Genomic DNA, 19218 nt, shown 5'->3' with positions numbered 1-19218 from the left:
GATTCTCATTGCGCGCCCCCCTCGGCCGGCGGCGGCTCGACGCCGGAGGGACGCTTGTAGCGGTTGTAGCCCCACAGGTACTGCTGCGGGCACGCGAGGATCAGGCGCTCGATCTCGCGGTTGATCGCCACGCAGCGTTCCTCCAGCGAACCGGTGATCGGCTCGGCCGGCTCCGACAGGCGCAGCACGTAGCCTTCGCCGCGCGGCAGGCGCTCGGTCCACAGCATGATCACGCGCACGCCCTTCACTTCCGACAGGCGCGCGGCGAGCGTCATCGTCCACGCGAGCTTGCCGAAGAACGGCGCCCACACGCCCTCGCCCTGCCCCGGGGCCTGGTCCGGCAGCATGCCGACCATCTCGCCGCCGCGCAGCGCCTTCACGAGACGGCGCACGCCCGAGACGTCGGCCGGCGCCACATTGATGTTGCCGCGCTTGCGCCCCGCCTCCATCAGGGGCCCCAGCGCCGCCTTGCGCGGCTCACGGAACAGCACCGTGATCGGGCCATGCGTCGAACAGTACTGGGCGCACATCTCGAAGCAGCCTAGATGCGGCGTCAGCAGCAGCACGCTGGCGCCGTCCGCACGCGCCTGCACGAGCAGCTCGGCGCCTTCGACGCGGACGATGCGCGACAGCACCTCGTCCTGCGGACGCAGCCACACGTAAGGCAATTCGAGGGCTTGGCGGCCGGCTTCGCGGATCGCGGCGCGCAGGATCGCGGGATCCTTGCGGCCCAGCGCACGGGTCAGGTTTTCCTCGAGACGGCGGGCATAGGTTGGCGAGAAGCGCCAGGTCAGCCAGCCGGCAACGCCGCCCAGGCGGTGCAGCCAGGCGAGCGAAAAGCGGGACAGAACACGGAAGAGAAAATCGACGGTCACGATCACAAGCGTCGGCCCCCGTGCGAGCCGACGGGCGACGCGCAATTGACCGACTGAATAGGGAAGCTATAATTATCGCTTAGCCGCCGAGTTAATACGACAACTTGCAGGGCGGCGTTGCGAACGCACCAAACCGGTCGCGACAAACAAGTACTGCTAAAGCGTCGCCTGCTCGACGAAATCCCCGGAGCCGGCAACGCCGGACAGCACCGGGGATTTTTGTTTTTCAGGAGCAGCTCAGTGAGCAAGGAATTCCTCTTCACCTCGGAATCGGTCTCGGAAGGCCATCCCGACAAGGTCGCGGACCAAGTGTCCGACGGCATCCTCGACGCGATTCTCGCGGACGATCCCGCGGCACGCGTCGCATGCGAGACCCTCGTGTCGACGGGCCTCGTCGTGATCTCCGGCGAAATCACGACCCACGCCCACCCGAACTACAAGGAAATCGCGCAGGACGTCATCCGCCGCATCGGCTATGACAACTCCGAGATCGGCTTCGACTACAAGTCGTGCGCGATCCTGACGGCGATCAACCGCCAGTCGCCCGACATCGCCCAGGGCGTCAATGAAGGCGAAGGCATCGACCTCGACCAGGGCGCCGGCGACCAGGGCCTGATGTTCGGCTACGCGTGCAACGAGACGCCGTCGCTGATGCCGCTACCGATCTACTACGCCCACCGCATCATGCAGCGCCAGGCCGAGCTGCGTAAGGACGGCCGCCTGAACTGGCTGCGCCCGGATGCGAAGAGCCAGCTCACCGTGAAGTATGTCGACGGCAAGCCGGTCGCGATCGACACCGTCGTCGTGTCGACCCAGCACAGCCCGGATGTCTCGCACGCGCAGCTCTCCGAACTGGTGATCGAGGAGATCGTCAAGCCGGTGCTGCCCAAGGAGCTGATGCAGGGCGAAGTGCGCTACCTGATCAACCCGACCGGCCGCTTCGTCATCGGCGGCCCGCACGGCGACTGCGGCCTCACCGGCCGCAAGATCATTGTCGACACTTACGGCGGCGCGGCCCACCACGGCGGCGGCGCATTCTCCGGCAAGGATCCGTCGAAGGTCGACCGTTCGGCCGCCTACGCCGGTCGCTGGGTCGCGAAGAACATCGTCGCGGCCGGCCTCGCCGACCGTTGCGAAGTGCAGGTCGCCTACGCGATCGGCGTCGCGAAGCCCGTGTCGATGATGGTCGAGACCTTCGGCACCGGCACGATCGCCGACGAGAAGATCGTCGAGCTGGTCCAGCGCCACTTCGACCTGCGTCCGAAGGCGATCATCCAGGAGCTCAACCTGCTGCGCCCGATCTACAGCAAGACCGCCGCCTACGGCCACTTCGGCCGCGACGAGCCGGAATTCACCTGGGAAAACACCGACAAGGCCGCCGCGCTGCGCGCCGACGCCGGGCTGTAATCGTCCCAACCTGCAGGGCGGTGGTCTCCGCCGCCCTGCCTGCCACATGCGCAGCGGCGTCCTGCCTCAGGGCATCGTTGCCGGATGCGTGAAGACGTAGTCGCGATCCTTCAGCGGCGTGTGGCAGCCCAGGCACTCCTGCACGAAATTCTCGTCCTTGCCGTAGGGCTTGAGCTCCTTCCCGACCCAGCGGGCATAGCCCCAGCCGCCGGTCGCGGCGTACTTCGCCGCATCCTTGGTCATGAACTCGGCGTGGACGAAGCCGCCCGGCTCGGTCGCCGTTGCCCAGCGGTCGTGCTGGACGCCTTTCCAGACCATCTTGCCGAGCACGACACCATCCGGCCACGGATTCGTCTTGCCTTCGCGCACGGCCTGTTGTGCCGCCTCGTTGCCGAGTACGACGCGCAAGGTGGTGTTGTCCGAACGGTGGTGCACCGACAGCACCTGCCATTGGCGAAAACCTTCAGGCAGCACGATGCCGTTCGGAGCGGGGTCGGCTGCTAAGCTGCAGCCGGAGAACGCGGCGAGGGACGCCGCAAGGATCAGGACTTTTTTTGTCATCGGGAATCCACGTCGTTGGGGGAAGTTTTCGGCGCGCCGCCGCGACATCCCTTGGCGGCCGGCGCTTTCGAAACAACAGCCGACCGATACGTTTTATTCCCTGACGCAAGCCGAGGCTACAAGAGACCGGTTACCGATCATCTCGCTTGAACCCACGGCGCACCGGATGCTCTAAACTGCTTCATTGCATCGCCATGCCCCGGATTTTCCCCATGTTTCATCTTGCGCGCCGCGCCCCTGCCCTGCTGCTCGGCGGACTGCTGCTGACCGGCTGCTCCCACGCCCCGGCCCCCGCCTACCGCGCCGAAACCTTCAAGGCGGAATCGCCCTTCGTCACATGGAGCCAGCGAGATCCAGCGGCCGCGTGCGAAGTCGGCCGGCGCGCGCTGCTCTCGCAGGGCTACCAGGTCGACAGCACCAATCCGACCCGCATCCGCGGCGACAAGCACTTCCTGCCGCAGCCGAGCTACAGCATGACCTTGGGGATCACGTTGGAGTGCCTGCCGAGCAATCTCGGGACCGCGATGTACGCGAACGCGCTGCAGACGCGCTATGAACTGAAGTCCGCCGCGACGAGCGCCGGCGTCGGCGTCGCCGGCATCGGTTCGATTTCGCTGCCGTGGACGGCAGACAAGGAAGCGATGGTCAAGACCGGCGAAGAGACGATCGCCGATCCGGACTTCTATCACCGCCTCTTTGCGTTGATCGAATCGATGCTGGGCGAGTGAGCGGGACGCGGCACACCGCCGCGCCTGCCCGCAGCGTACGGCTCAACGACGCCGTCGGACCTGCGGTCCCGCGGGTCCGCGGGTTTCGAGATGACGGAAAGTGATACGACCCTTGCTCAGGTCGTAAGGGGAAAGTTCGAGCGAGACCTTGTCGCCGCACAGAATACGGATGTGATGCTTGCGCATCTTGCCTGCGGAATAGGCGATGAGACAGTGACCATTGTCGAGGGTCACGCGGAATCGAGCGTCGGGCAGGACTTCATCCACGACACCGCTCATTTCGATGAGATCTTCCTTGGCGATGACGATTACTCCAGAAGGGACAGCGGAAAAGAAAAAAAGCCCGGCGCGTAGGCCGGGCTTTTTCCAGTCAGGCCGTGATCGGGGACGAAGCCCCGCGCGGCACCGACGGGATTTCCGGGCTCAGCCTGCGGGCGGCCCGGTCAGCGCTCACTTAGTCAGCAGCGCGGATGTTGGATGCTTGCTGACCCTTCGGGCCGGTGGTCACATCGAAGGTGACGCGCTGGCCTTCAGCCAGCGTCTTGAAGCCGGAGCCCTGAATGGCCGAAAAGTGCGCGAACAGATCGTCGCCGCCATTTTCCGGGGTGATGAAGCCGAAGCCCTTGGAGTCATTGAACCACTTAACGGTACCGTTTGCCATGTCTTGAATATCCTGAATAAAAAATAGGGACTTTGCCCTGAGGTTGCGGGCGAAGCTCAAGACGCTACGGTGAAGTGGAACATACCGCAGAAACAGCAGATACTGAACCGTACAACAACTTGCTTCTTGAAGATCGCTACGCACACTGTGGACTGTATTGGTCCATTTAGCAACCAAAAAGATTTCGCGGCTATAATGCTCGTCTGCCGAGGAGCGCTGCGAGACCCCTGTCCCAGGCTCGGCCAATTCTCAACTGCGCTCACCTTAACCCGTGCCGGGCACGGGGTGACGAGGTGAGCCCACCCGCAGCACCCCTTCCCGGCCACACGTTCAGGAGTTCGCATGAACACTGTGGCTGAAAACTTCACCGACTTCGTTGTTGCCGACCTCAAGCTTGCCGACTGGGGCCGCAAGGAAATCCGCATCGCGGAAACCGAAATGCCGGGCCTGATGGCGATCCGCGAGGAATTCGCCGCCAGCCAGCCCCTCAAGGGTGCGCGCATCACCGGCTCGCTGCACATGACGATCCAGACCGCGGTGCTGATCGAGACGCTGACCGCGCTCGGCGCCGAAGTCCGTTGGGCCTCGTGCAACATCTTCTCGACGCAGGACCACGCCGCCGCCGCGATCGCCGCGCAGGGCATCCCGGTCTTCGCGGTGAAGGGCGAATCGCTGGCCGACTACTGGGACTACACCCACCGCATCTTCGAATGGCCGGCCAACGGAAATGAGGGCATCTATTCGAATATGATCCTCGACGACGGCGGCGACGCGACGCTGCTGCTGCACCTGGGCGCGAAGGCCGAGCAGGACATCTCGGTGCTGGCGAAGCCCGGTTCAGAAGAGGAAACGATCCTCTTCGCCGCGATCCGCGCCAAGCTCGCGACCGACCCGACCTGGTATTCGACCCGCCTCGGGCAGATCAAGGGCGTCACCGAGGAAACCACCACCGGCGTGCATCGCCTGTACCAGATGCATGCGCGCGGCGACCTGAAGTTCCCGGCGATCAACGTCAACGATTCGGTCACCAAGAGCAAGTTCGACAACCTCTACGGCTGCCGCGAGTCGCTCGTCGACGGCATCAAGCGCGCCACCGACGTGATGATCGCCGGCAAGGTCGCGGTCGTCTGCGGCTACGGCGACGTGGGCAAGGGTTCGGCGCAGGCGCTACGTGCGCTGTCCGCCCAGGTGTGGGTCACCGAGATCGACCCGATCTGCGCACTGCAGGCGGCGATGGAAGGCTACCGCGTCGTGACGATGGAATACGCCGCCGCACATGCCGACATCTTCGTCACGACCACCGGCAACTTCCACGTCATCACGCACGATCACATGGTCAAGATGAAGGACCAGGCGATCGTCTGCAACATCGGCCACTTCGACAACGAGATCGACGTCGCGTCGCTCGAGAAGTACCAGTGGGAAGAGATCAAGCCGCAGGTCGACCACGTGATCTTCCCGGACGGCAAACGGATCATCCTGCTCGCCAAGGGCCGCCTCGTGAACCTCGGCTGCGCGACCGGCCACCCGAGCTACGTGATGTCGTCCTCGTTCGCGAACCAGACGATCGCGCAGATCGAGCTCTTCACGCGCACCGCGGATTATCCGGTCGGCGTCTACACACTGCCCAAGCATCTCGACGAGAAAGTCGCGCGCCTGCAGCTGCGGAAGCTCAACGTGCAGCTCACCGAGCTCACCGACCAGCAGGCGGCCTACATCGGCGTGCCGAAGGAAGGCCCGTACAAGTCGGCGCACTACCGCTACTGATCGGGACACACCATGGCCAAACCCGAACTTTCGATCGAATTCTTCCCGCCCCAGACGCCGGAAGGTGCGCAGAAGCTGCGCGACACCTGCCGCAAGCTCGCCACGTTGAAGCCGAGCTTCTTCTCGGTGACCTACGGGGCCGGCGGCTCGACGCGCGAACGCACCTTCGCGACGGTCAGGGAAATCGCCGCCGACGGCTTCGAAGCCGCGCCGCACCTGTCGTGCATCGGCTCGACCCGCGCGAGCATCCGCGAGATCCTCGCCGAGTACGCCGCGGCCGGCATCCGCCGCATCGTCGCGCTGCGCGGCGACCTACCCTCGGGCGTCGGCGATCCGGGCGAATTCCGCTACGCCAACGAGCTGGTGGAATTCATCCGCAATGAGACCGGCGACCGCTTCCACCTCGAAGTGGCGGCCTACCCGGAATGGCACCCGCAGGCAAAGAGCCCGAAGGACGACCTCCTCGCCTTCAAGCGCAAGGCCGACGCCGGGGCGAACTCCGCGATCACGCAGTACTTCTACAACTTCGACGCCTACGCGCATTTCGTCGAGTCGGTGCGCGCGATGGGCGTCGAGCTGCCGATCGTGCCCGGCATCATGCCGATCGTGAGCTTCTCCAAGCTCGCACGCTTCTCGGATGCGTGCGGCGCCGAACTGCCGCGCTGGATGCGCAAGAAGTTCGAAGCCTTCGGCGACGACGCGGAGTCGATCCGCGCCTTCGGCCTCGACGTCGTGACGGAACTCTGCGAGCGCCTGATCGCGGCCGGCGCACCCGGCCTGCACTTCTACAGCATGAACCAGGCCGGTCTCACGACCGCGATCTGCGAGCGGCTGAAGCTCGGCTGCTGACCACCGCAAGCGGGCAGGGCGGGATCCGATCCCGCCCCGCCCGCTACCCTTACACCGACCTCGCGCCGTCCGCGATGCCCTGCAGACAGTTCAGCACCTCGATGCTCGCCGCTTCCATCGCGGCGATGTCCTGCAAACCGGAATCGCTCTGACCCGACTGTAGGCGTTCCAGCGCGCGCCGGCCGCTCTCATGCACGCGCGCATGCGGCGCTTCGAGGCGCCGGTACGCCGGCAGCCCCGCAAAGCGCTTGCCGCCGCCTTCGTAATACCACTTGCCAAGCCGGCACTTGTGGTGGCTCGAAAATTCGTCCGGGCGCTTCTCCGAATGGCCGGAGGCAGTCTTGTAGACCTCCATCTTGTAGATCAAGTGGTCCATCTTCGCGAGCTCGACGAAGCTGCGCACCGACGCATCCTGCATGATGTCGGCAAGCCCGCGGGCGAGCGAACACAATTCCGTCATGCTGGTCCGCGCATCCCGCCCCTGCGTCGCCGCATCCGAGGCCTTGCCGGCGAGCGACTGGATCACGTCCTTCGCCTGCCCGGTCTCGCCCTGGATCGCGCCGACGAGGCCGGAGATTTCGTTCGTCGCGGTGGCGGTGCGTTCGGCGAGCTTGCGCACCTCGTCGGCGACGACCGCGAAGCCCCGCCCCTGCTCGCCTGCGCGCGCCGCCTCGATCGCGGCATTGAGCGCGAGCAGGTTGGTCTGGTCGGCGATTTCGCGGATCAGGCGCACGATGCCGTCGATCTGCCCGGCCCGCTCATTGAGGCGATGCACCGAATCGACGGTGCTGCGCGTCTCGTCCGCGAGACGATCCAGGCTTGTCGAGATCGCCTCGATCGCCTCGGCACTCCGGCTCGCCGAGTCGGTCGAGCGCTGCGCCGATTCCTGCTGTCCGCTGAGCCCGTCGGCGAGCCGCCCGAAAGTCCCCTGCACCGATACCAGCGTGTCGCCGTAGGTGCGCAAATTCGCGAACAGCGCCTCCAGTATTGAGGCACGCCGCGTCGCCTCTTCCGCCCCGGCCTGCTGCGCGGCGAGCCGAGTCTCGAGCGCGGCGGCGCGTTCCCGCTCACGGGCGAGCGCGTCGTTGCTGGCCGCCAGTTCCTGTTTCAGAGCGGCAAGCTCCGCCCCACCTCCAAACCATCCCATCGCGATTCTCCGTTCGGGGTATCCGGCGCCAGCCGACCATTCGCCGGACGCCAACACATTCATTGCTGTCCGAGTTCTATTATCGGCACATTTCATACAACTTTAAGCATAGCCCGCAAGACCCGAAAGCCTGTGGGTCGCCCGGCCCACCTGTCATTGAATGCCAGCCAATCGGGACTATAAATACAAGTGAGACGCAATCCGCTTACCTGCAGGAGCGGCGCCGAAGCACGGCCGGCAATGCATGAACATTGAGACCGAGCCCCCCTCCGCCCCTTGTTCCGCACCACGACACAAGGAGGACAGACATGGCTTACCGGATCGAAGGGAAACTGCTCGAGGTGTGCACCTGCAAGGCGATATGCCCGTGCTGGATCGGCGACGACCCTGACGGCGGAACCTGCGAAGGCACGCTCGCCTGGCATATTGACAAAGGCGCGGTCGGCGGCACGGATGTGTCGGGCCTGACGTTCGGCATGCTCGCGCACATCCCCGGCAACGTCTTCAGTGGGAACTGGCGCGCACTCGCCTTCGTCGACGAGCGGGCGAGCCCGGCCCAAGAAGAGGCATTGCTGTCGGTATTCACCGGCAAGCTGGGAGGCCCGATCGCCGACCTTGCAAAACTGGTCGGCGAGGTGATCGGGGTCGAGCGCGTCCCCATCCAGTTCGACGTCGAACAGGGCTCCGGCCACCTGCGCCTGGGCAACAAGGTCGAGGCGGTGCTCGAGAGCGCTCGCGGTCCGGACGGACGGCCGACGGTGATGAGCGACACGGTCTTCTCGACCATTCCCGGCTCGCCCGCCTACATCGGCCGCGCACCGAAGTACTGGGCCAAGTCCGAAGGTCTCGGCATAGACGTGGACCTCAGCGGCTACAACTCGGTCCAGGGCAACTTCGTCTTCGAAGGCTGAGTCCGCCGGCGTGCCGCCGCTCTCTCCCGCGCGTACCGGCCTCTCCGCCGGGCAGAAGCGACGGCACGGTTCCGGCCCCTGCAAGGTGCCCATGCCACGCAGCCTTCATCGCAACGCCACCACGCTCAGCGTCGGTCTCCTGATCGCGCTGGCGTGGTTTGCGTTGTGGGCATGGGAACGTTCGCCCTACGCCCGCTACCTGCATCACGGGGAGTTGGCGGGATTCGTCGAGGGAAACGAACTCGAAGTGGTGCTCGAGCAGGGGGCGCTCTATATCGCCGGCTGGCTGCTGATGACCTGCGCGATGATGCTGCCGACGGCCGTGCCGCTGATCCAGGCCTTCGAGCGCATGACTGCGCAGCGCGACGACCGCCGCCGGCTGGTGGCGCTGGTCATTGCCGGCTACCTCGGCGTCTGGTTGGTCTTCGGCGTCGCCGCCCACCTCTTCGACTTCGGCCTGCATGAACTCTTCGAGCACATCGCCTGGCTGCAGACCAATCCCTGGGTCTTCGGCGCGGCGCCGCTGCTGCTGGCCGGGCTGTTCCAGTTCTCCGAGCTGAAATACCGCTGCCTCGACCGCTGCCGGGCCCCGGTCGGCTTCATCTTCCAGCACTGGCGCGGCGGAGGCGCGGGCGGCCAGTCGTTCGCGATCGGCGCGCATCACGGCCTCTTCTGCGTCGGCTGCTGCTGGGCGCTGATGCTGCTGATGTTCGCGGTCGGCACGGGCAACATCGGCTGGATGCTCGCGCTTGGCACGATCATGGCGATCGAGAAGAACCATCCGCGCGGGCGTCTGCTGGGCGAGCCGCTCGGGGTCGCGCTGATCGCGTGGGGAACGGCGATCGCGTTCGAGCACGCCTGGACGTGGCAATGAGCGCCATCGACGGTCGGTGGCGCTAGGCGAGTCCGTGCCGCTGCATCCAGTCGCGGAAGTCCGCTTGGGCCGGGGCGCTGCGCAGCCGCTCCACGTAGAGCAGCATGTTCTCGACCATCGTGTGCGCGGCGATCGCCGCCATGACCTCGAGCCGCGCCTCGGCGCTGAGCCCGTGCTCGGCGAGGCGGCTGTCGATCTCGCAGAAGTGGTTCGCCATCAGGCGGCGCGCTTCCACTTCACCGATGCCGAGCCCGCCGAAATCAGGCTGGTCTTCGGCATCGATCTCGGCCATCAGGGATTCAACGGACTGTGGCGTCATGGCGTGACTCCCGTTGTGTCATGCCGACTTGGACAGGCTCAATGCGCGCTGAGTGCCCGGGCCGGCCGCTTCCGCTTCATTTGCGCCGCGCCATCACCAGCACGCCGACGATCACCAGCGCCGCGCCGGCGACCTGCCCGCCGCCGATCGTCTCGTCGAGCAGCAGCCAGCCGAGGAAGATCGTGATCACCGGCCCCAACGTGCCGGTCAGCGACACCGGGCCGGCGCCGAGGCGGCTGATCGCCTCCGACACGAGCCACACCGGCGCGACCGTCGAGAAGAGCGCCATCGCGAGCCCCAATGCATAAACCTGCCACGGCAGGTCGAGCGCCGAGAGCGGACGCAGGATCACGAACTGGCCGATGCACAGCACGCAGGCGATCATCGTCGCAAAGGCCGTCACGCGCATCGAACCCAGGCGACCGACGACCTCGCCGTTGCCCATCAGGTAGAGCGCATAAGACAGCGCACTGCCGAACACGAGCGCGAAACCGAGCAGCACGTCCGCCGCCTCGCCCGCGATATGCAGGTCGTGCCCGACCGCGAGACCGATGCCGAGGTAGCACAGGCCGAGCGCCATCATCGCCCGCCGGCCGATCGGCTTGCCGAGGAAGAGCGCCGACAGCACGATCACGAGGGTCGGGTACAGGAAGAGGATCAGGCGTTCGAGCGCCGCGGTGATATAGCGCAGGCCGAGGAAGTCGAGATAACTCGCGAGGTAGTAGCCGCAGAAGCCGAGCCCGCCCATCCACAGCCAGTCGCGCCCCTCAAGCCGATGTCGCGCGCGGCGGTCGGCGACGACGCCCATCACGACGAAGAAAGGCAGCGACAGCCCCATGCGCAGCGCGAGCAGCGTTTCGGCATCGACGCGGTATTGGTAGGCGAGCTTGACGAGGATCGCCTTGAAGGAAAAGCCGACGGCGCCGAGCACCGCGAACAGCAATCCTGTCCCGTTGCCCGATCGGGCGATGGGGATTGGGCTCATTGATTTCCCGTCAGAAAAGGGGGACCGGTGCCGCGCCCTTCCGTGGATGGCGGCACCGGAGGTTGCTTCAGCGTCGCCGACTGCCACTGCCGCCAAGCAGCGAACCGAGCACGCCGCGCATGATCTCGCGCCCGATGGAGCTGCCGATGGTGCGCACGACGGTCTTTGCGGCGACCTCGACGAGGCCCTCGCGCCGTCCGCCGCGCGGCCCGGTGGAGCCGAACAGGATGTCGCTCATGCCGCCCAGCACACCACCGCCCTCCCCGCCCGACCCACCACCGGCCGACCCACCACCTGCCGGCGCTCCGGCCGCAGGACCGGGCGCAGTGGCCGCCTTGCCGCGCAGCTTCTCATAGGCCGACTCGCGGTCGAGCTGCTGCTCGTAGTGGCCGTAGAGCACCGAGCCGCGGATCGCCGCATTGCGCTCTTCTGCGGTCAGCGGCCCGAGGCGGGAGGCCGGCGCGATGACGACGGCGCGTTCGACCATCTCCGGGCGGCCCTTGTCGTCGAGGAAGGAAATCAGGGCCTCGCCGACGCCGAGCTCGGTGATCGCCGCCGCAGCGTCGAAGGCCGGATTCGGCCGCATCGTCTCGGCTGCCGTCTTCACTGCCTTCTGGTCGCGCGGCGTGAAGGCGCGCAGCGCGTGCTGGACGCGGTTGCCAAGCTGCCCGAGCACCGTGTCCGGCACGTCGAGCGGATTCTGCGTCACGAAATAGACGCCGACACCCTTCGAGCGGATCAGGCGCACGACCTGTTCGACCTTGTCGACGAGGGCCTGCGGGGCGTCGTTGAAGAGCAGATGCGCCTCGTCGAAGAAGAACACGAGCTTGGGCTTGTCGACGTCGCCGACTTCGGGCAACTGCTCGAAGAGTTCCGACAGCATCCACAGCAGGAAGGTCGAGTAAAGCTTGGGTGACTGGTAGAGCTTCTCGGCGGCGAGGACGTTGACGACGCCGCGGCCGTCCGCGTCGGTCTGCATCAGGTCGGCGAGATCGAGCATCGGCTCGCCGAAGAACTGCTCGCCGCCCTCCTGTTCCAGCGTGAGGAGCCCGCGCTGGATCGCGCCGATTGATGCGGCCGACACGTTGCCGTATTCGGTTGTGAAGGTCTTCGCGTTATCGCCGACATGCTGGACCATCGCCCGCAAGTCCTTCAGATCCAGGAGCAGCAGGCCGTTGTCGTCGGCGACCTTGAACACGAGCTGCAGCACGCCGGACTGCGTTTCATTCAGATTCAGCAGGCGCGCGAGCAACAAGGGCCCCATGTCCGAGATCGTCGCGCGCACCGGATGACCGCCGACACCGAACACGTCCCAGAAGACCACGGGGTTCGCGCGCGGCGTGAAGTCCTCGATGCCGATCGCCGCGAGCCGCTGCAGCAGCTTCTCGGACGCGACACCGGCCGCGCCGATGCCCGACAGGTCGCCCTTCACGTCGGCCATGAAGACGGGCACGCCGATCGCGGAAAACGATTCCGCCATCTTCTGCAAGGTCACCGTCTTGCCGGTGCCGGTCGCGCCGGTGATCAGTCCGTGGCGGTTCGCGAGCCGCGGCAACAGGTGGATTTCCTTGGCGGCGTTCTTCGCGATGAGCAGGGGTTCGACCATGAGAAATGCCTTCAGCGGGTTAGGAGCAGGACGAGTTTATCAGCGGCCGACGGCCGCCTCACGGCGCCGAGCGGAAGTCGCACAGGCTCACGCAACGCTCGTAGGCGTCGTCGCAGCCGGCGCTATGCGACTGACAGGCGCGTCGGCGGTCGCCGCAGCCGCGGACGCAGGCGTTCCAGTTCGGCTGGTTCGCCGACGGCTGGGTCAACGCATGACGACGTGCGTTCCCGGCGACGCAGGCGCTCAGCGCAACGCGACGCGCCGGGCCGGGGACGAACGCCCACTCGGTCGGGGTCAACCGCAGATCGCGCTGCACGGTCTCGATCTGCTCGGGCACGAGGAGTTGCGAACGCAGCAGCGCCTCAACCGCCACACAATCGGCACGCGCCGCCTCCAGGACGTCGAGCGCGGCACCGGCCGCGTAGCCGAGATTGTGCCGCGCGCATTCGTGCGCGAACAGGAAGAGTCGTGTTTCCGGAAGTAAGCGCGGCAGCACATCCGGGTTGTAGCGGATGTCGGCACCGCTCGCGTCGCTGCGCGACTCGACGACCTTGTCGATCGTCGGATCGGAGATGGCCGGCACGAGGCGGCCGGCGGCATCGGTGCAGCCCTCGTAGGTAGTCTGCACGTCGGCGTGCGCGGACGACATCAACAATACAGCCGACAGTAGCGCCAGCAGGATGCGGAACTTCATCGACGGACTCCTCCGCGGAGAATAGATGGCGACGCATGGCCGAGGCCCGCAGCGCGCCCGGAAAAATGACAACAATCTACCAGAGCGGGCCGCTTCGCGGCAGCGGACGAGGAGTGGCCGCGCCCTGTATAATCTCTGCCACTTTTCAAACCGCCAACCGGCAGCATCGAGGAATCTATGGCTGGTCATTCCAAATGGGCCAACATCCAGCACCGCAAGGGGCGCCAGGACGCCAAGCGGGGCAAGGTCTTCACCAAGCTGATCAAGGAAATCACCGTCGCCGCGCGCATGGGCGGGGGTGACCCGAACTTCAACCCGCGCCTGCGCCTCGCGGTCGACAAGGCCAAGGCCGAGAACATGCCCGGCGAGAACATCGACCGCGCGATCAAGCGCGGCACCGGTGAGCTCGACGGCGTGAGCTACGAGGAAGTGCGCTACGAAGGCTACGGCATTGCCGGCGCCGCGGTGATGGTCGACTGCCTCACCGACAACAAGACCCGCACCGTCGCCGACGTCCGCCACGCCTTCTCGAAGTTCGGCGGCAACATGGGTACCGACGGCTGCGTCGCGTTCCAGTTCAAGCACTGCGGCCAGATGCTGTTCGCGCCCGGCACGAACGAGGACGCACTGATGGAAGCCGCGCTCGAAGCCGGCGCCGAAGACGTCGTGACGAATGACGACGGCTCGATTGAAGTGCTGACCGCGCCCTACGAGTTCACGACCGTCAAGGAAGCGCTCGAGAAGGCCGGCTTCAAGGCCGAATTCGGCGAAGTCACGATGAAGCCGCTCAACGAGACCGAACTCTCGGGTGAGGACTCGGTGCGCATGCAGAAGCTGCTCGACGCGCTCGAATCGCTCGACGACGTGCAGGATGTCTACAGCTCGGCCGTGATGGACGAGTAAGGCTTCACCCTGCCGCACCGGCACGGCCCCGGCGCTCACCGGGACCGTGCCTCTCGCCCTTACGGGAGCTTCACCGCCTTGATATCGGCCTTGCCCTTCGCACCGAGGCCGAGCGTCCTCACGAAGGACACGTGATGGCCCCGCGTCGTGATGTTGTCGTCGTGAATCGCGAAGCCGACGTTATAGACGCCCCCCGGCTTCAAGGCCTTGTCGTCCGCGTTCGTCAGCGCAAGCGGGCGGACCATGACGACGGTCCAAACCCCGTCCTTCCAGCTTGCGATCGCATTGTTGTCCGCCGCTGAACCCGACGCGTCGGCGCGGCTGACGACGTAGTCCGGCACCATGTCGCCTTCCTTCCATCCGGCGTTCGGATCGAAGGGCACGGCATTCTTCTCGCGGATCAGGAAGTGGTCGGCCTGGTGCAGCTTGTCGACGGTGATCGATTTGTAGCCCACCTTGGCCGCGTCCCACATGTACTTCGGCTGGTGAGTCTTCGGATCGGCATTGCCGCTGAACATGTCCTTGCCGCCGTCGCTCAACCGGAACTCCAGCACGTAGCCGTCGTCGGCCATCCCGACGGGATTGCTGCGGTGCGCACGCCACTGGATCAGGTCGAGGAAGCCGCCCGCGGCCTTGATCTTCTCGACTTCCGCGACACTCTTGCCGGTCTTCCAGTCCGACGGATCGCTGCGCGTTTCGGGCAGGTACTTGCGCACGTCGTTCTTCTTGATCGCCTGCAGCAGCGGGTTCGCGGCCGCCTCGTCCTTCGTGAATTGCTTCGGCATGTCGCGCTCGCCGTCGTGGCAGGTGAGCCAGCAGCCTTGCTGCGCGAAGCCCGGCACCTTGCCGTCGTCGATCATGACCGACATGCGGTCCTCGTAGATGCCCATCTCGGAGCCGTCCTGGACCGGCTTGTCGAGCTTGGGAAAACCGAACACCTTCCACTCGTGGCCGTCGAAACGCAGGTACTGGTGCTCGGAACCGGGGAAGGCGTTGTCCGTCTTCCACTGGAAGCGGAGGTAGGCATTCTTGCTGTCGTAGGCCGCCTGAACTTTCAGTTCCTTGAAGCCGGACTTGCCTTTCACCGGCCGCGGCTCGAGCGGCCCGCCCTTCACGAGCTTCTCGCCCAGGTCCTTCTCGGCGTCCTCCTCGTCGTGGCAAGAGGTACAGGAATCGCCGCGCTTCACTTCCTTCGACGCTCCCTTGTGCGCGTCGCTGCGCAGCCATTCGTACGAGGACTGCCCCGGATAGAAGAGCGTGACGGTCACCGCCGGGACCTTCGCCCAGTTGATCTTGGCGGGATCGGCCGCCTGCGTCGCGCCGATGCCGAGAGCCGCCAGCGCCACGACCAGTGCTGTCTTTTTCATGATGATTCCCCTTCTGCTCGTTGTCATGCCACAAGTGCCGGCGACGCCATCCCTAGCGGGAGAGCATCCGCGCGGCTCCGGTACGCCCGCGGCCCCGCGAGGCCGCCCCAATCAGAAACCGAGCGACAGCAATGCACCGGCCGCGAGCAGCGAACCGGCCGCCGCGAAGCCGTAGCAGACGAGCTTGGCGGCGATGCCTGCATGGACCCCGAGGTCGTGCAGGCTGTGAAAGATGCGATGCGCGGCGTGCCACAGGAAGAGCGCGACGACCGCGAACAGGAAAGCCTTTCCGGCCCAGTTCCGGGCGAACGCGAGCGCGTGGGGCCAGCTCAGCGCGTCCGGCGGGAAGATCAGCCCGAGCGGAACGGCGATCCCCGTGAGGAATACCAGCGCGGGCCCGAGCAGGGCCGCGAGCATGCCGCCGGCACCGAAGAGCGCCCAGAAGATCGGCGCATTCGAGCGTTTTTCGATCGCCTTCATCGCACGAGCCCCCATGCCGCGAGGAGCAGCGCGATGCTCGCGAGGATCGCGGCGCCGATGCCCGCGGCGGTAATCTCACCCGGCCGCAGGCGGTGCCCGCCGATCACGAGGGGGGGCATCGTCTTGGGCATGATCCGGAACCAGGTCCAGGCGTGGTAGCCGATCGCGGCAAGCAGCACGACGTGGAACGCGACCGACAGAGGGCTTCTCAGGGCGTCGAGCCAGCCGTTCCACGCCGCCTCGCCTTGTGCGAGCCGCAGCAGGCCGACAAGCAGCACGATCGCGTAGGCGGCGACGAAGAGCGCCGTGCCCTCGTGGATCATGTACTCGACGAAGAAGGGGTTGCGGCGCCACCAGCCGGTCATCGGGCGCATATAAGGACGACGGGGATCGGGCACGCTCATCGCTCGCCTCCCTTGGGCTTCCCCCAGCGCAGGAAGTAGTCCTTCGCGGCGAGGGTCTTGTTCTGATTGACGGCATTGGCCGGATCGACGTGCTTGGGGCAGACCTCCGAGCAGTATCCGACCGCGGTGCAGTTGAAGGCACCGGCCTCGGAGCCCGCGATCTTCATCCGCTCGGCAGCGCCGCCGTCGCGCGAGTCGACGTTGTAACGGTGCAGCAGCGCCATGATGCCCGGCCCGACAAACTCGGGGTTGAGGCCGTATTGCGGGCAGGCGGCGTAACATAGCAGGCAGTTGATGCAGGAGCTGAACTGCTCGTAGACGTCGCGCTCGGCCGGCGTCTGCAGGTACTCGCCTTCGGCCAGCGTGCGCGGCGTCTTCGGCACGATGTAGGGCTTGATCTGCTCCAGCTTCTGGATGAAATCGTCGATCACGACGACCAGATCGCGCTCGATCGGGAAGTGGGCCAGGGCCTCCACGCGCACGCGGCGCGGATGGAAATCGCGCAGGAAGGTCTTGCACGACAGCCGCGGTACGCCGTCGATCATCATGCCGCAGCTGCCGCAGATCGCCATCCGGCAGGACCAGCGGAAGCTCAGCGAGCCGTCCAGGTAATCCTTGATGTACTGCAGACCCTGCAGCACCGACATGTCGTCGGTGAAAGGCACCGTGTAGACCTGCGGCACAGGCTCGACGTCCTGCTCGGGTCGATAGCGCAGGACTTCGATTTCGATCCGCTTCTCGGGCACCGGAGCGTCACGCACGATGAGCCTCCCTTTCCTGTTCGGCCTTCTCGCCCGCCGCTCCATACGCGCGCGTGCCGGGGGGCGAGCGCGTGATCTTCACGTCGCCATAGTCGATGCGCGGCGCATCGTCGCCCGCGTAATGGGCCTGCGAATGCTTGAGGAAGTTCACGTCGTCGCGCGCGGTGTAGCCATCGAGGCGCTGGTGGGCGCCGCGCGATTCGCGGCGGTTCAGCGCCGAATGCGCCATCGCCTGCGCAACATCGAGCTGGTACCCGAGTTCGACGGCCAGCAGCCATTCGGTGTTCCAGACGCGCGACTGGTCTTCGACACGGACCTTATGGAAGCGGTGCTTCAGCTCCGCGAGCTTGTCGCAGGTGGCCCGCATCGTGGCAGCGTCGCGATAGATGCCGCAGCCGTTTTCCATCGACTCGGCCATCTCCTTGCGCAAGGTGGCGATGCGTTCGCTGCCCGACGGATGCGTCACGAGCGCGAGTGTCCGCTGCTCGATGGATTCGGCCTGCTTCAGCAGCCGGGCGGAATCTGCCGGTGGCACGTTGCGCGCGAACGCAGCTGCCTCGATGCCGGCCGTCTTGCCGAACACGCACAGTTCCGCGAGCGAATTCGAGCCGAGCCGGTTGGCCCCGTGGATGCCGACGCTCGAGCATTCGCCGGCCGCGAAGAGCCCGGGCAGCGGCGACGCGCAGCGCCCGTCCACGAGGATTCCGCCCATCGTGTAATGCACGGCAGGGCGCACCGGGATTGGCGTCAGCGCGGGGTCGACGCCGAGGAACTCCTCGGCGAGCTCGTAGATCTGCGGCAGGCGCTCGCGCAGCTTCGCCTCGCCGAGGTGACGCAGGTCCAGATGCACAACCGGGCCCTGCGGGCTGTCGATCGTGCGCCCCTTCTGCTGCTCGTACCAGAACGCCTGGCTCAGGCGATCGCGCGGGCCGAGCTCCATCGCCTTGTTGCGCGGCGTCGGCTCCGCGGGCCCGAGCCCGTAATCCTGCAGGTAGCGGTAGCCGTCCTTGTTGAGCAGAAAGCCGCCCTCGCCGCGGCAGGCTTCGGTGAACAGCAGGCCCGTGCCCGGCATGCAGGTCGGGTGGTACTGGACGAACTCCATGTCGCGCAGCGGCACGCCATGCCGGTAGGCGAGCGACATGCCGTCGCCGGTGACGATGCCGCCGTTGGTGTTCTCGCGGAAGACGCGGCCGGCGCCCCCGGTGGCGATGATCACCGCGCCCGCCTCGATCAGCGTGAACTCGCGCGACGCGATCTGCACCGCGACGACGCCCTGCGCGCGGCCGTCCTCGACGATGAGATCGACGCAGAAATACTCGTCGAAGCGGCGGATCGACGGATACTTGATCGAGGTCTGGAACAGCGTGTGGAGCATGTGGAAGCCGGTCTTGTCGGCGGCGAACCACGTGCGCTCGATCTTCATGCCGCCGAAAGCGCGCACGTTGATGTGGCCGTCTTCCTTGCGGCTCCACGGGCAGCCCCAGTGCTCCAGCTGCACCATCTCCTCGGTGCAGCGCGAGACGAAGTCGTCGACCACGTCCTGCTCGCACAGCCAGTCGCCGCCGGCCACGGTGTCGTGAAAATGGTCTTCGAGGCTGTCGTGGGCCTGCACGACACCCGCCGAGCCGCCTTCGGCCGCGACGGTATGGCTGCGCATCGGATAGACCTTGGAGATCAGCGCGATCCTGAGACTCGGATCGGCCTCGGCGACCGCGATCGCCGCCCTCAGCCCCGCGCCGCCGGCACCGACAATCGCCACGTCCGCCTTGAATGCTTCCACGCTCGTCTCCTCCCTTCCCAGCGGGAAGCGGTGAAAACACTTTGGAAAATCTCTGGAGCCGGCATAAACGCGACCTGCCGACAGGTACTGGAAACAAGGACTGCGATTGCGGGATTGGCAATCAAGTGAAGTGTAATCC

At 66.1% G+C, this 19218-nt stretch carries 21 protein-coding genes, 1 pseudogene and 1 riboswitch; of the genes and pseudogenes, 7 read left to right on the top strand and 15 right to left on the bottom strand.

Features of this window, described 5'->3' with window-relative positions; genetic code table 11:
• Positions 1 to 5 precede the first annotated feature (5 nt).
• Positions 6 to 875 (bottom strand): lysophospholipid acyltransferase family protein, encoded by an 870-nt coding sequence (locus tag AZKH_RS02720; RefSeq protein ID WP_041656733.1) that lies wholly within the window; start codon positions 873 to 875, stop codon positions 6 to 8.
• 240 nt (positions 876 to 1115) lie between these two features.
• On the opposite strand from AZKH_RS02720, the gene metK reads away from it, so the two are divergent.
• Entirely contained in the window at positions 1116 to 2282 is a 1167-nt protein-coding gene (metK, locus tag AZKH_RS02715; protein ID WP_015434202.1) for a methionine adenosyltransferase, read from the top strand.
• A gap of 66 nt (positions 2283 to 2348) precedes the next feature.
• Here metK and AZKH_RS02710 read toward each other — a convergent pair whose 3' ends face one another.
• Positions 2349 to 2843, bottom strand: a complete 495-nt coding sequence (locus AZKH_RS02710) for a cytochrome P460 family protein (protein WP_015434201.1) — start codon at positions 2841 to 2843, stop codon at positions 2349 to 2351.
• A 212-nt stretch (positions 2844 to 3055) separates the two neighbouring features.
• Here AZKH_RS02710 and AZKH_RS02705 point away from each other — a divergent pair, with 212 nt between their 5' ends.
• A complete protein-coding gene (locus tag AZKH_RS02705; RefSeq protein WP_015434200.1) occupies positions 3056 to 3571 on the top strand; it encodes a DUF2242 domain-containing protein in 516 nt (171 codons plus the stop codon).
• Positions 3572 to 3613: 42 nt separating this feature from the next.
• On the opposite strand, the gene infA is transcribed toward AZKH_RS02705, so the two are convergent.
• Together infA and AZKH_RS02695 are read right to left on the bottom strand one after the other, a co-directional pair.
• Positions 3614 to 3874 carry a translation initiation factor IF-1 gene (gene infA, locus AZKH_RS02700; RefSeq protein ID WP_041655836.1) on the bottom strand — a complete coding sequence of 87 codons (261 nt, stop codon included), beginning with the start codon at positions 3872 to 3874 and terminating at the stop codon, positions 3614 to 3616.
• Between the two features lie 151 nt (positions 3875 to 4025).
• Entirely contained in the window at positions 4026 to 4232 is a 207-nt protein-coding gene (locus AZKH_RS02695) for a cold-shock protein (RefSeq protein ID WP_015434198.1), read from the bottom strand.
• Positions 4233 to 4434: 202 nt separating this feature from the next.
• Positions 4435 to 4500: riboswitch (S-adenosyl-L-homocysteine riboswitch) on the top strand.
• A gap of 74 nt (positions 4501 to 4574) precedes the next feature.
• Here AZKH_RS02695 and ahcY point away from each other — a divergent pair.
• Both ahcY and metF read left to right on the top strand, forming a co-directional pair.
• Complete coding sequence (ahcY, locus tag AZKH_RS02690; protein ID WP_015434197.1) at positions 4575 to 5999, top strand: adenosylhomocysteinase; 1425 nt, start codon at positions 4575 to 4577, stop codon at positions 5997 to 5999.
• Positions 6000 to 6011: 12 nt separating this feature from the next.
• Positions 6012 to 6848: a methylenetetrahydrofolate reductase [NAD(P)H] gene (metF, locus tag AZKH_RS02685; RefSeq protein WP_015434196.1), complete on the top strand. Its 837-nt coding sequence runs from the start codon at positions 6012 to 6014 to the stop codon at positions 6846 to 6848.
• A 49-nt stretch (positions 6849 to 6897) separates the two neighbouring features.
• Here the strand turns inward: metF and AZKH_RS27950 are convergent, their stop codons facing one another.
• Both AZKH_RS27950 and AZKH_RS27945 read right to left on the bottom strand, forming a co-directional pair.
• The gene (locus AZKH_RS27950; protein ID WP_255345697.1) at positions 6898 to 7224 is read right to left on the bottom strand and encodes a CZB domain-containing protein; all 327 of its coding nucleotides are present in this window, start codon (positions 7222 to 7224) and stop codon (positions 6898 to 6900) included.
• An 84-nt stretch (positions 7225 to 7308) separates the two neighbouring features.
• A pseudogene (locus AZKH_RS27945) lies at positions 7309 to 7608 on the bottom strand (methyl-accepting chemotaxis protein); the annotation flags it as partial.
• A gap of 695 nt (positions 7609 to 8303) precedes the next feature.
• Between AZKH_RS27945 and AZKH_RS02675 the strand changes: the two are divergent.
• Together AZKH_RS02675 and AZKH_RS02670 are read left to right on the top strand one after the other, a co-directional pair.
• Complete coding sequence (locus tag AZKH_RS02675; protein WP_015434194.1) at positions 8304 to 8906, top strand: DUF1326 domain-containing protein; 603 nt, start codon at positions 8304 to 8306, stop codon at positions 8904 to 8906.
• Positions 8907 to 8997: 91 nt separating this feature from the next.
• On the top strand, positions 8998 to 9780 hold the full coding sequence (locus tag AZKH_RS02670; RefSeq protein ID WP_041655834.1) for a DUF2182 domain-containing protein: 783 nt from the start codon (positions 8998 to 9000) through the stop codon (positions 9778 to 9780).
• Positions 9781 to 9802: 22 nt separating this feature from the next.
• On the opposite strand, the gene AZKH_RS02665 is transcribed toward AZKH_RS02670, so the two are convergent.
• The 4 genes from AZKH_RS02665 to AZKH_RS02650 form a co-directional block, all read right to left on the bottom strand.
• A complete protein-coding gene (locus tag AZKH_RS02665) occupies positions 9803 to 10099 on the bottom strand; it encodes a hypothetical protein (RefSeq protein ID WP_015434192.1) in 297 nt (98 codons plus the stop codon).
• A gap of 76 nt (positions 10100 to 10175) precedes the next feature.
• A complete protein-coding gene (locus tag AZKH_RS02660) occupies positions 10176 to 11084 on the bottom strand; it encodes a DMT family transporter (protein WP_015434191.1) in 909 nt (302 codons plus the stop codon).
• Between the two features lie 67 nt (positions 11085 to 11151).
• On the bottom strand, positions 11152 to 12690 hold the full coding sequence (locus AZKH_RS02655; RefSeq protein WP_015434190.1) for a helicase HerA-like domain-containing protein: 1539 nt from the start codon (positions 12688 to 12690) through the stop codon (positions 11152 to 11154).
• Between the two features lie 58 nt (positions 12691 to 12748).
• Complete coding sequence (locus AZKH_RS02650) at positions 12749 to 13384, bottom strand: hypothetical protein (protein ID WP_015434189.1); 636 nt, start codon at positions 13382 to 13384, stop codon at positions 12749 to 12751.
• Positions 13385 to 13561: 177 nt separating this feature from the next.
• Here AZKH_RS02650 and AZKH_RS02645 point away from each other — a divergent pair, with 177 nt between their 5' ends.
• Positions 13562 to 14287 carry a YebC/PmpR family DNA-binding transcriptional regulator gene (locus tag AZKH_RS02645; RefSeq protein ID WP_015434188.1) on the top strand — a complete coding sequence of 242 codons (726 nt, stop codon included), beginning with the start codon at positions 13562 to 13564 and terminating at the stop codon, positions 14285 to 14287.
• Between the two features lie 59 nt (positions 14288 to 14346).
• On the opposite strand, the gene AZKH_RS02640 is transcribed toward AZKH_RS02645, so the two are convergent.
• From AZKH_RS02640 to frdA, 5 genes are all read right to left on the bottom strand, one after another.
• On the bottom strand, positions 14347 to 15654 hold the full coding sequence (locus AZKH_RS02640; protein ID WP_015434187.1) for an ethylbenzene dehydrogenase-related protein: 1308 nt from the start codon (positions 15652 to 15654) through the stop codon (positions 14347 to 14349).
• A 111-nt stretch (positions 15655 to 15765) separates the two neighbouring features.
• On the bottom strand, positions 15766 to 16134 hold the full coding sequence (gene frdD, locus AZKH_RS02635; protein ID WP_015434186.1) for a fumarate reductase subunit FrdD: 369 nt from the start codon (positions 16132 to 16134) through the stop codon (positions 15766 to 15768).
• On the bottom strand, positions 16131 to 16538 hold the full coding sequence (locus tag AZKH_RS02630; RefSeq protein ID WP_015434185.1) for a fumarate reductase subunit C: 408 nt from the start codon (positions 16536 to 16538) through the stop codon (positions 16131 to 16133). Before AZKH_RS02630 ends, frdD begins: the two co-directional genes overlap by 4 nt.
• Positions 16535 to 17299 carry a succinate dehydrogenase/fumarate reductase iron-sulfur subunit gene (locus tag AZKH_RS02625; RefSeq protein ID WP_015434184.1) on the bottom strand — a complete coding sequence of 255 codons (765 nt, stop codon included), beginning with the start codon at positions 17297 to 17299 and terminating at the stop codon, positions 16535 to 16537. Before AZKH_RS02625 ends, AZKH_RS02630 begins: the two co-directional genes overlap by 4 nt.
• Entirely contained in the window at positions 17292 to 19079 is a 1788-nt protein-coding gene (gene frdA / locus AZKH_RS02620) for a fumarate reductase (quinol) flavoprotein subunit (RefSeq protein ID WP_015434183.1), read from the bottom strand. The genes AZKH_RS02625 and frdA overlap by 8 nt, the downstream gene beginning before the upstream one ends.
• Positions 19080 to 19218: the final 139 nt, after the last annotated feature.

The organism is Azoarcus sp. KH32C, assembly GCF_000349945.1.
In the GTDB taxonomy this organism is placed as follows: domain Bacteria; phylum Pseudomonadota; class Gammaproteobacteria; order Burkholderiales; family Rhodocyclaceae; genus Aromatoleum.
Note: the sequence above shows the minus strand (reverse complement) of the source record. Positions and strands in the feature narration are given on the sequence as shown.

Bases quoted from the DNA above. Each gene is read 5' to 3' on its own strand.
- AZKH_RS02710 (WP_015434201.1), bottom strand. From the start codon at position 2,843: ATGACAAAAAAAGTCCTGATCCTTGCGGCGTCCCTCGCCGCGTTCTCC.
- AZKH_RS02705 (WP_015434200.1), top strand. From the start codon at position 3,056: ATGTTTCATCTTGCGCGCCGCGCCCCTGCCCTGCTGCTCGGCGGACTG.
- AZKH_RS02695 (WP_015434198.1), bottom strand. From the start codon at position 4,232: ATGGCAAACGGTACCGTTAAGTGGTTCAATGACTCCAAGGGCTTCGGC.
- ahcY (WP_015434197.1), top strand. From the start codon at position 4,575: ATGAACACTGTGGCTGAAAACTTCACCGACTTCGTTGTTGCCGACCTC.
- metF (WP_015434196.1), top strand. From the start codon at position 6,012: ATGGCCAAACCCGAACTTTCGATCGAATTCTTCCCGCCCCAGACGCCG.
- AZKH_RS27950 (WP_255345697.1), bottom strand. From the start codon at position 7,224: ATGGACCACTTGATCTACAAGATGGAGGTCTACAAGACTGCCTCCGGC.
- AZKH_RS02675 (WP_015434194.1), top strand. From the start codon at position 8,304: ATGGCTTACCGGATCGAAGGGAAACTGCTCGAGGTGTGCACCTGCAAG.
- AZKH_RS02670 (WP_041655834.1), top strand. From the start codon at position 8,998: ATGCCACGCAGCCTTCATCGCAACGCCACCACGCTCAGCGTCGGTCTC.
- AZKH_RS02665 (WP_015434192.1), bottom strand. From the start codon at position 10,099: ATGACGCCACAGTCCGTTGAATCCCTGATGGCCGAGATCGATGCCGAA.
- AZKH_RS02660 (WP_015434191.1), bottom strand. From the start codon at position 11,084: ATGAGCCCAATCCCCATCGCCCGATCGGGCAACGGGACAGGATTGCTG.
- AZKH_RS02655 (WP_015434190.1), bottom strand. From the start codon at position 12,690: ATGGTCGAACCCCTGCTCATCGCGAAGAACGCCGCCAAGGAAATCCAC.
- AZKH_RS02650 (WP_015434189.1), bottom strand. From the start codon at position 13,384: ATGAAGTTCCGCATCCTGCTGGCGCTACTGTCGGCTGTATTGTTGATG.
- AZKH_RS02645 (WP_015434188.1), top strand. From the start codon at position 13,562: ATGGCTGGTCATTCCAAATGGGCCAACATCCAGCACCGCAAGGGGCGC.
- AZKH_RS02640 (WP_015434187.1), bottom strand. From the start codon at position 15,654: ATGAAAAAGACAGCACTGGTCGTGGCGCTGGCGGCTCTCGGCATCGGC.
- frdD (WP_015434186.1), bottom strand. From the start codon at position 16,134: ATGAAGGCGATCGAAAAACGCTCGAATGCGCCGATCTTCTGGGCGCTC.
- AZKH_RS02630 (WP_015434185.1), bottom strand. From the start codon at position 16,538: ATGAGCGTGCCCGATCCCCGTCGTCCTTATATGCGCCCGATGACCGGC.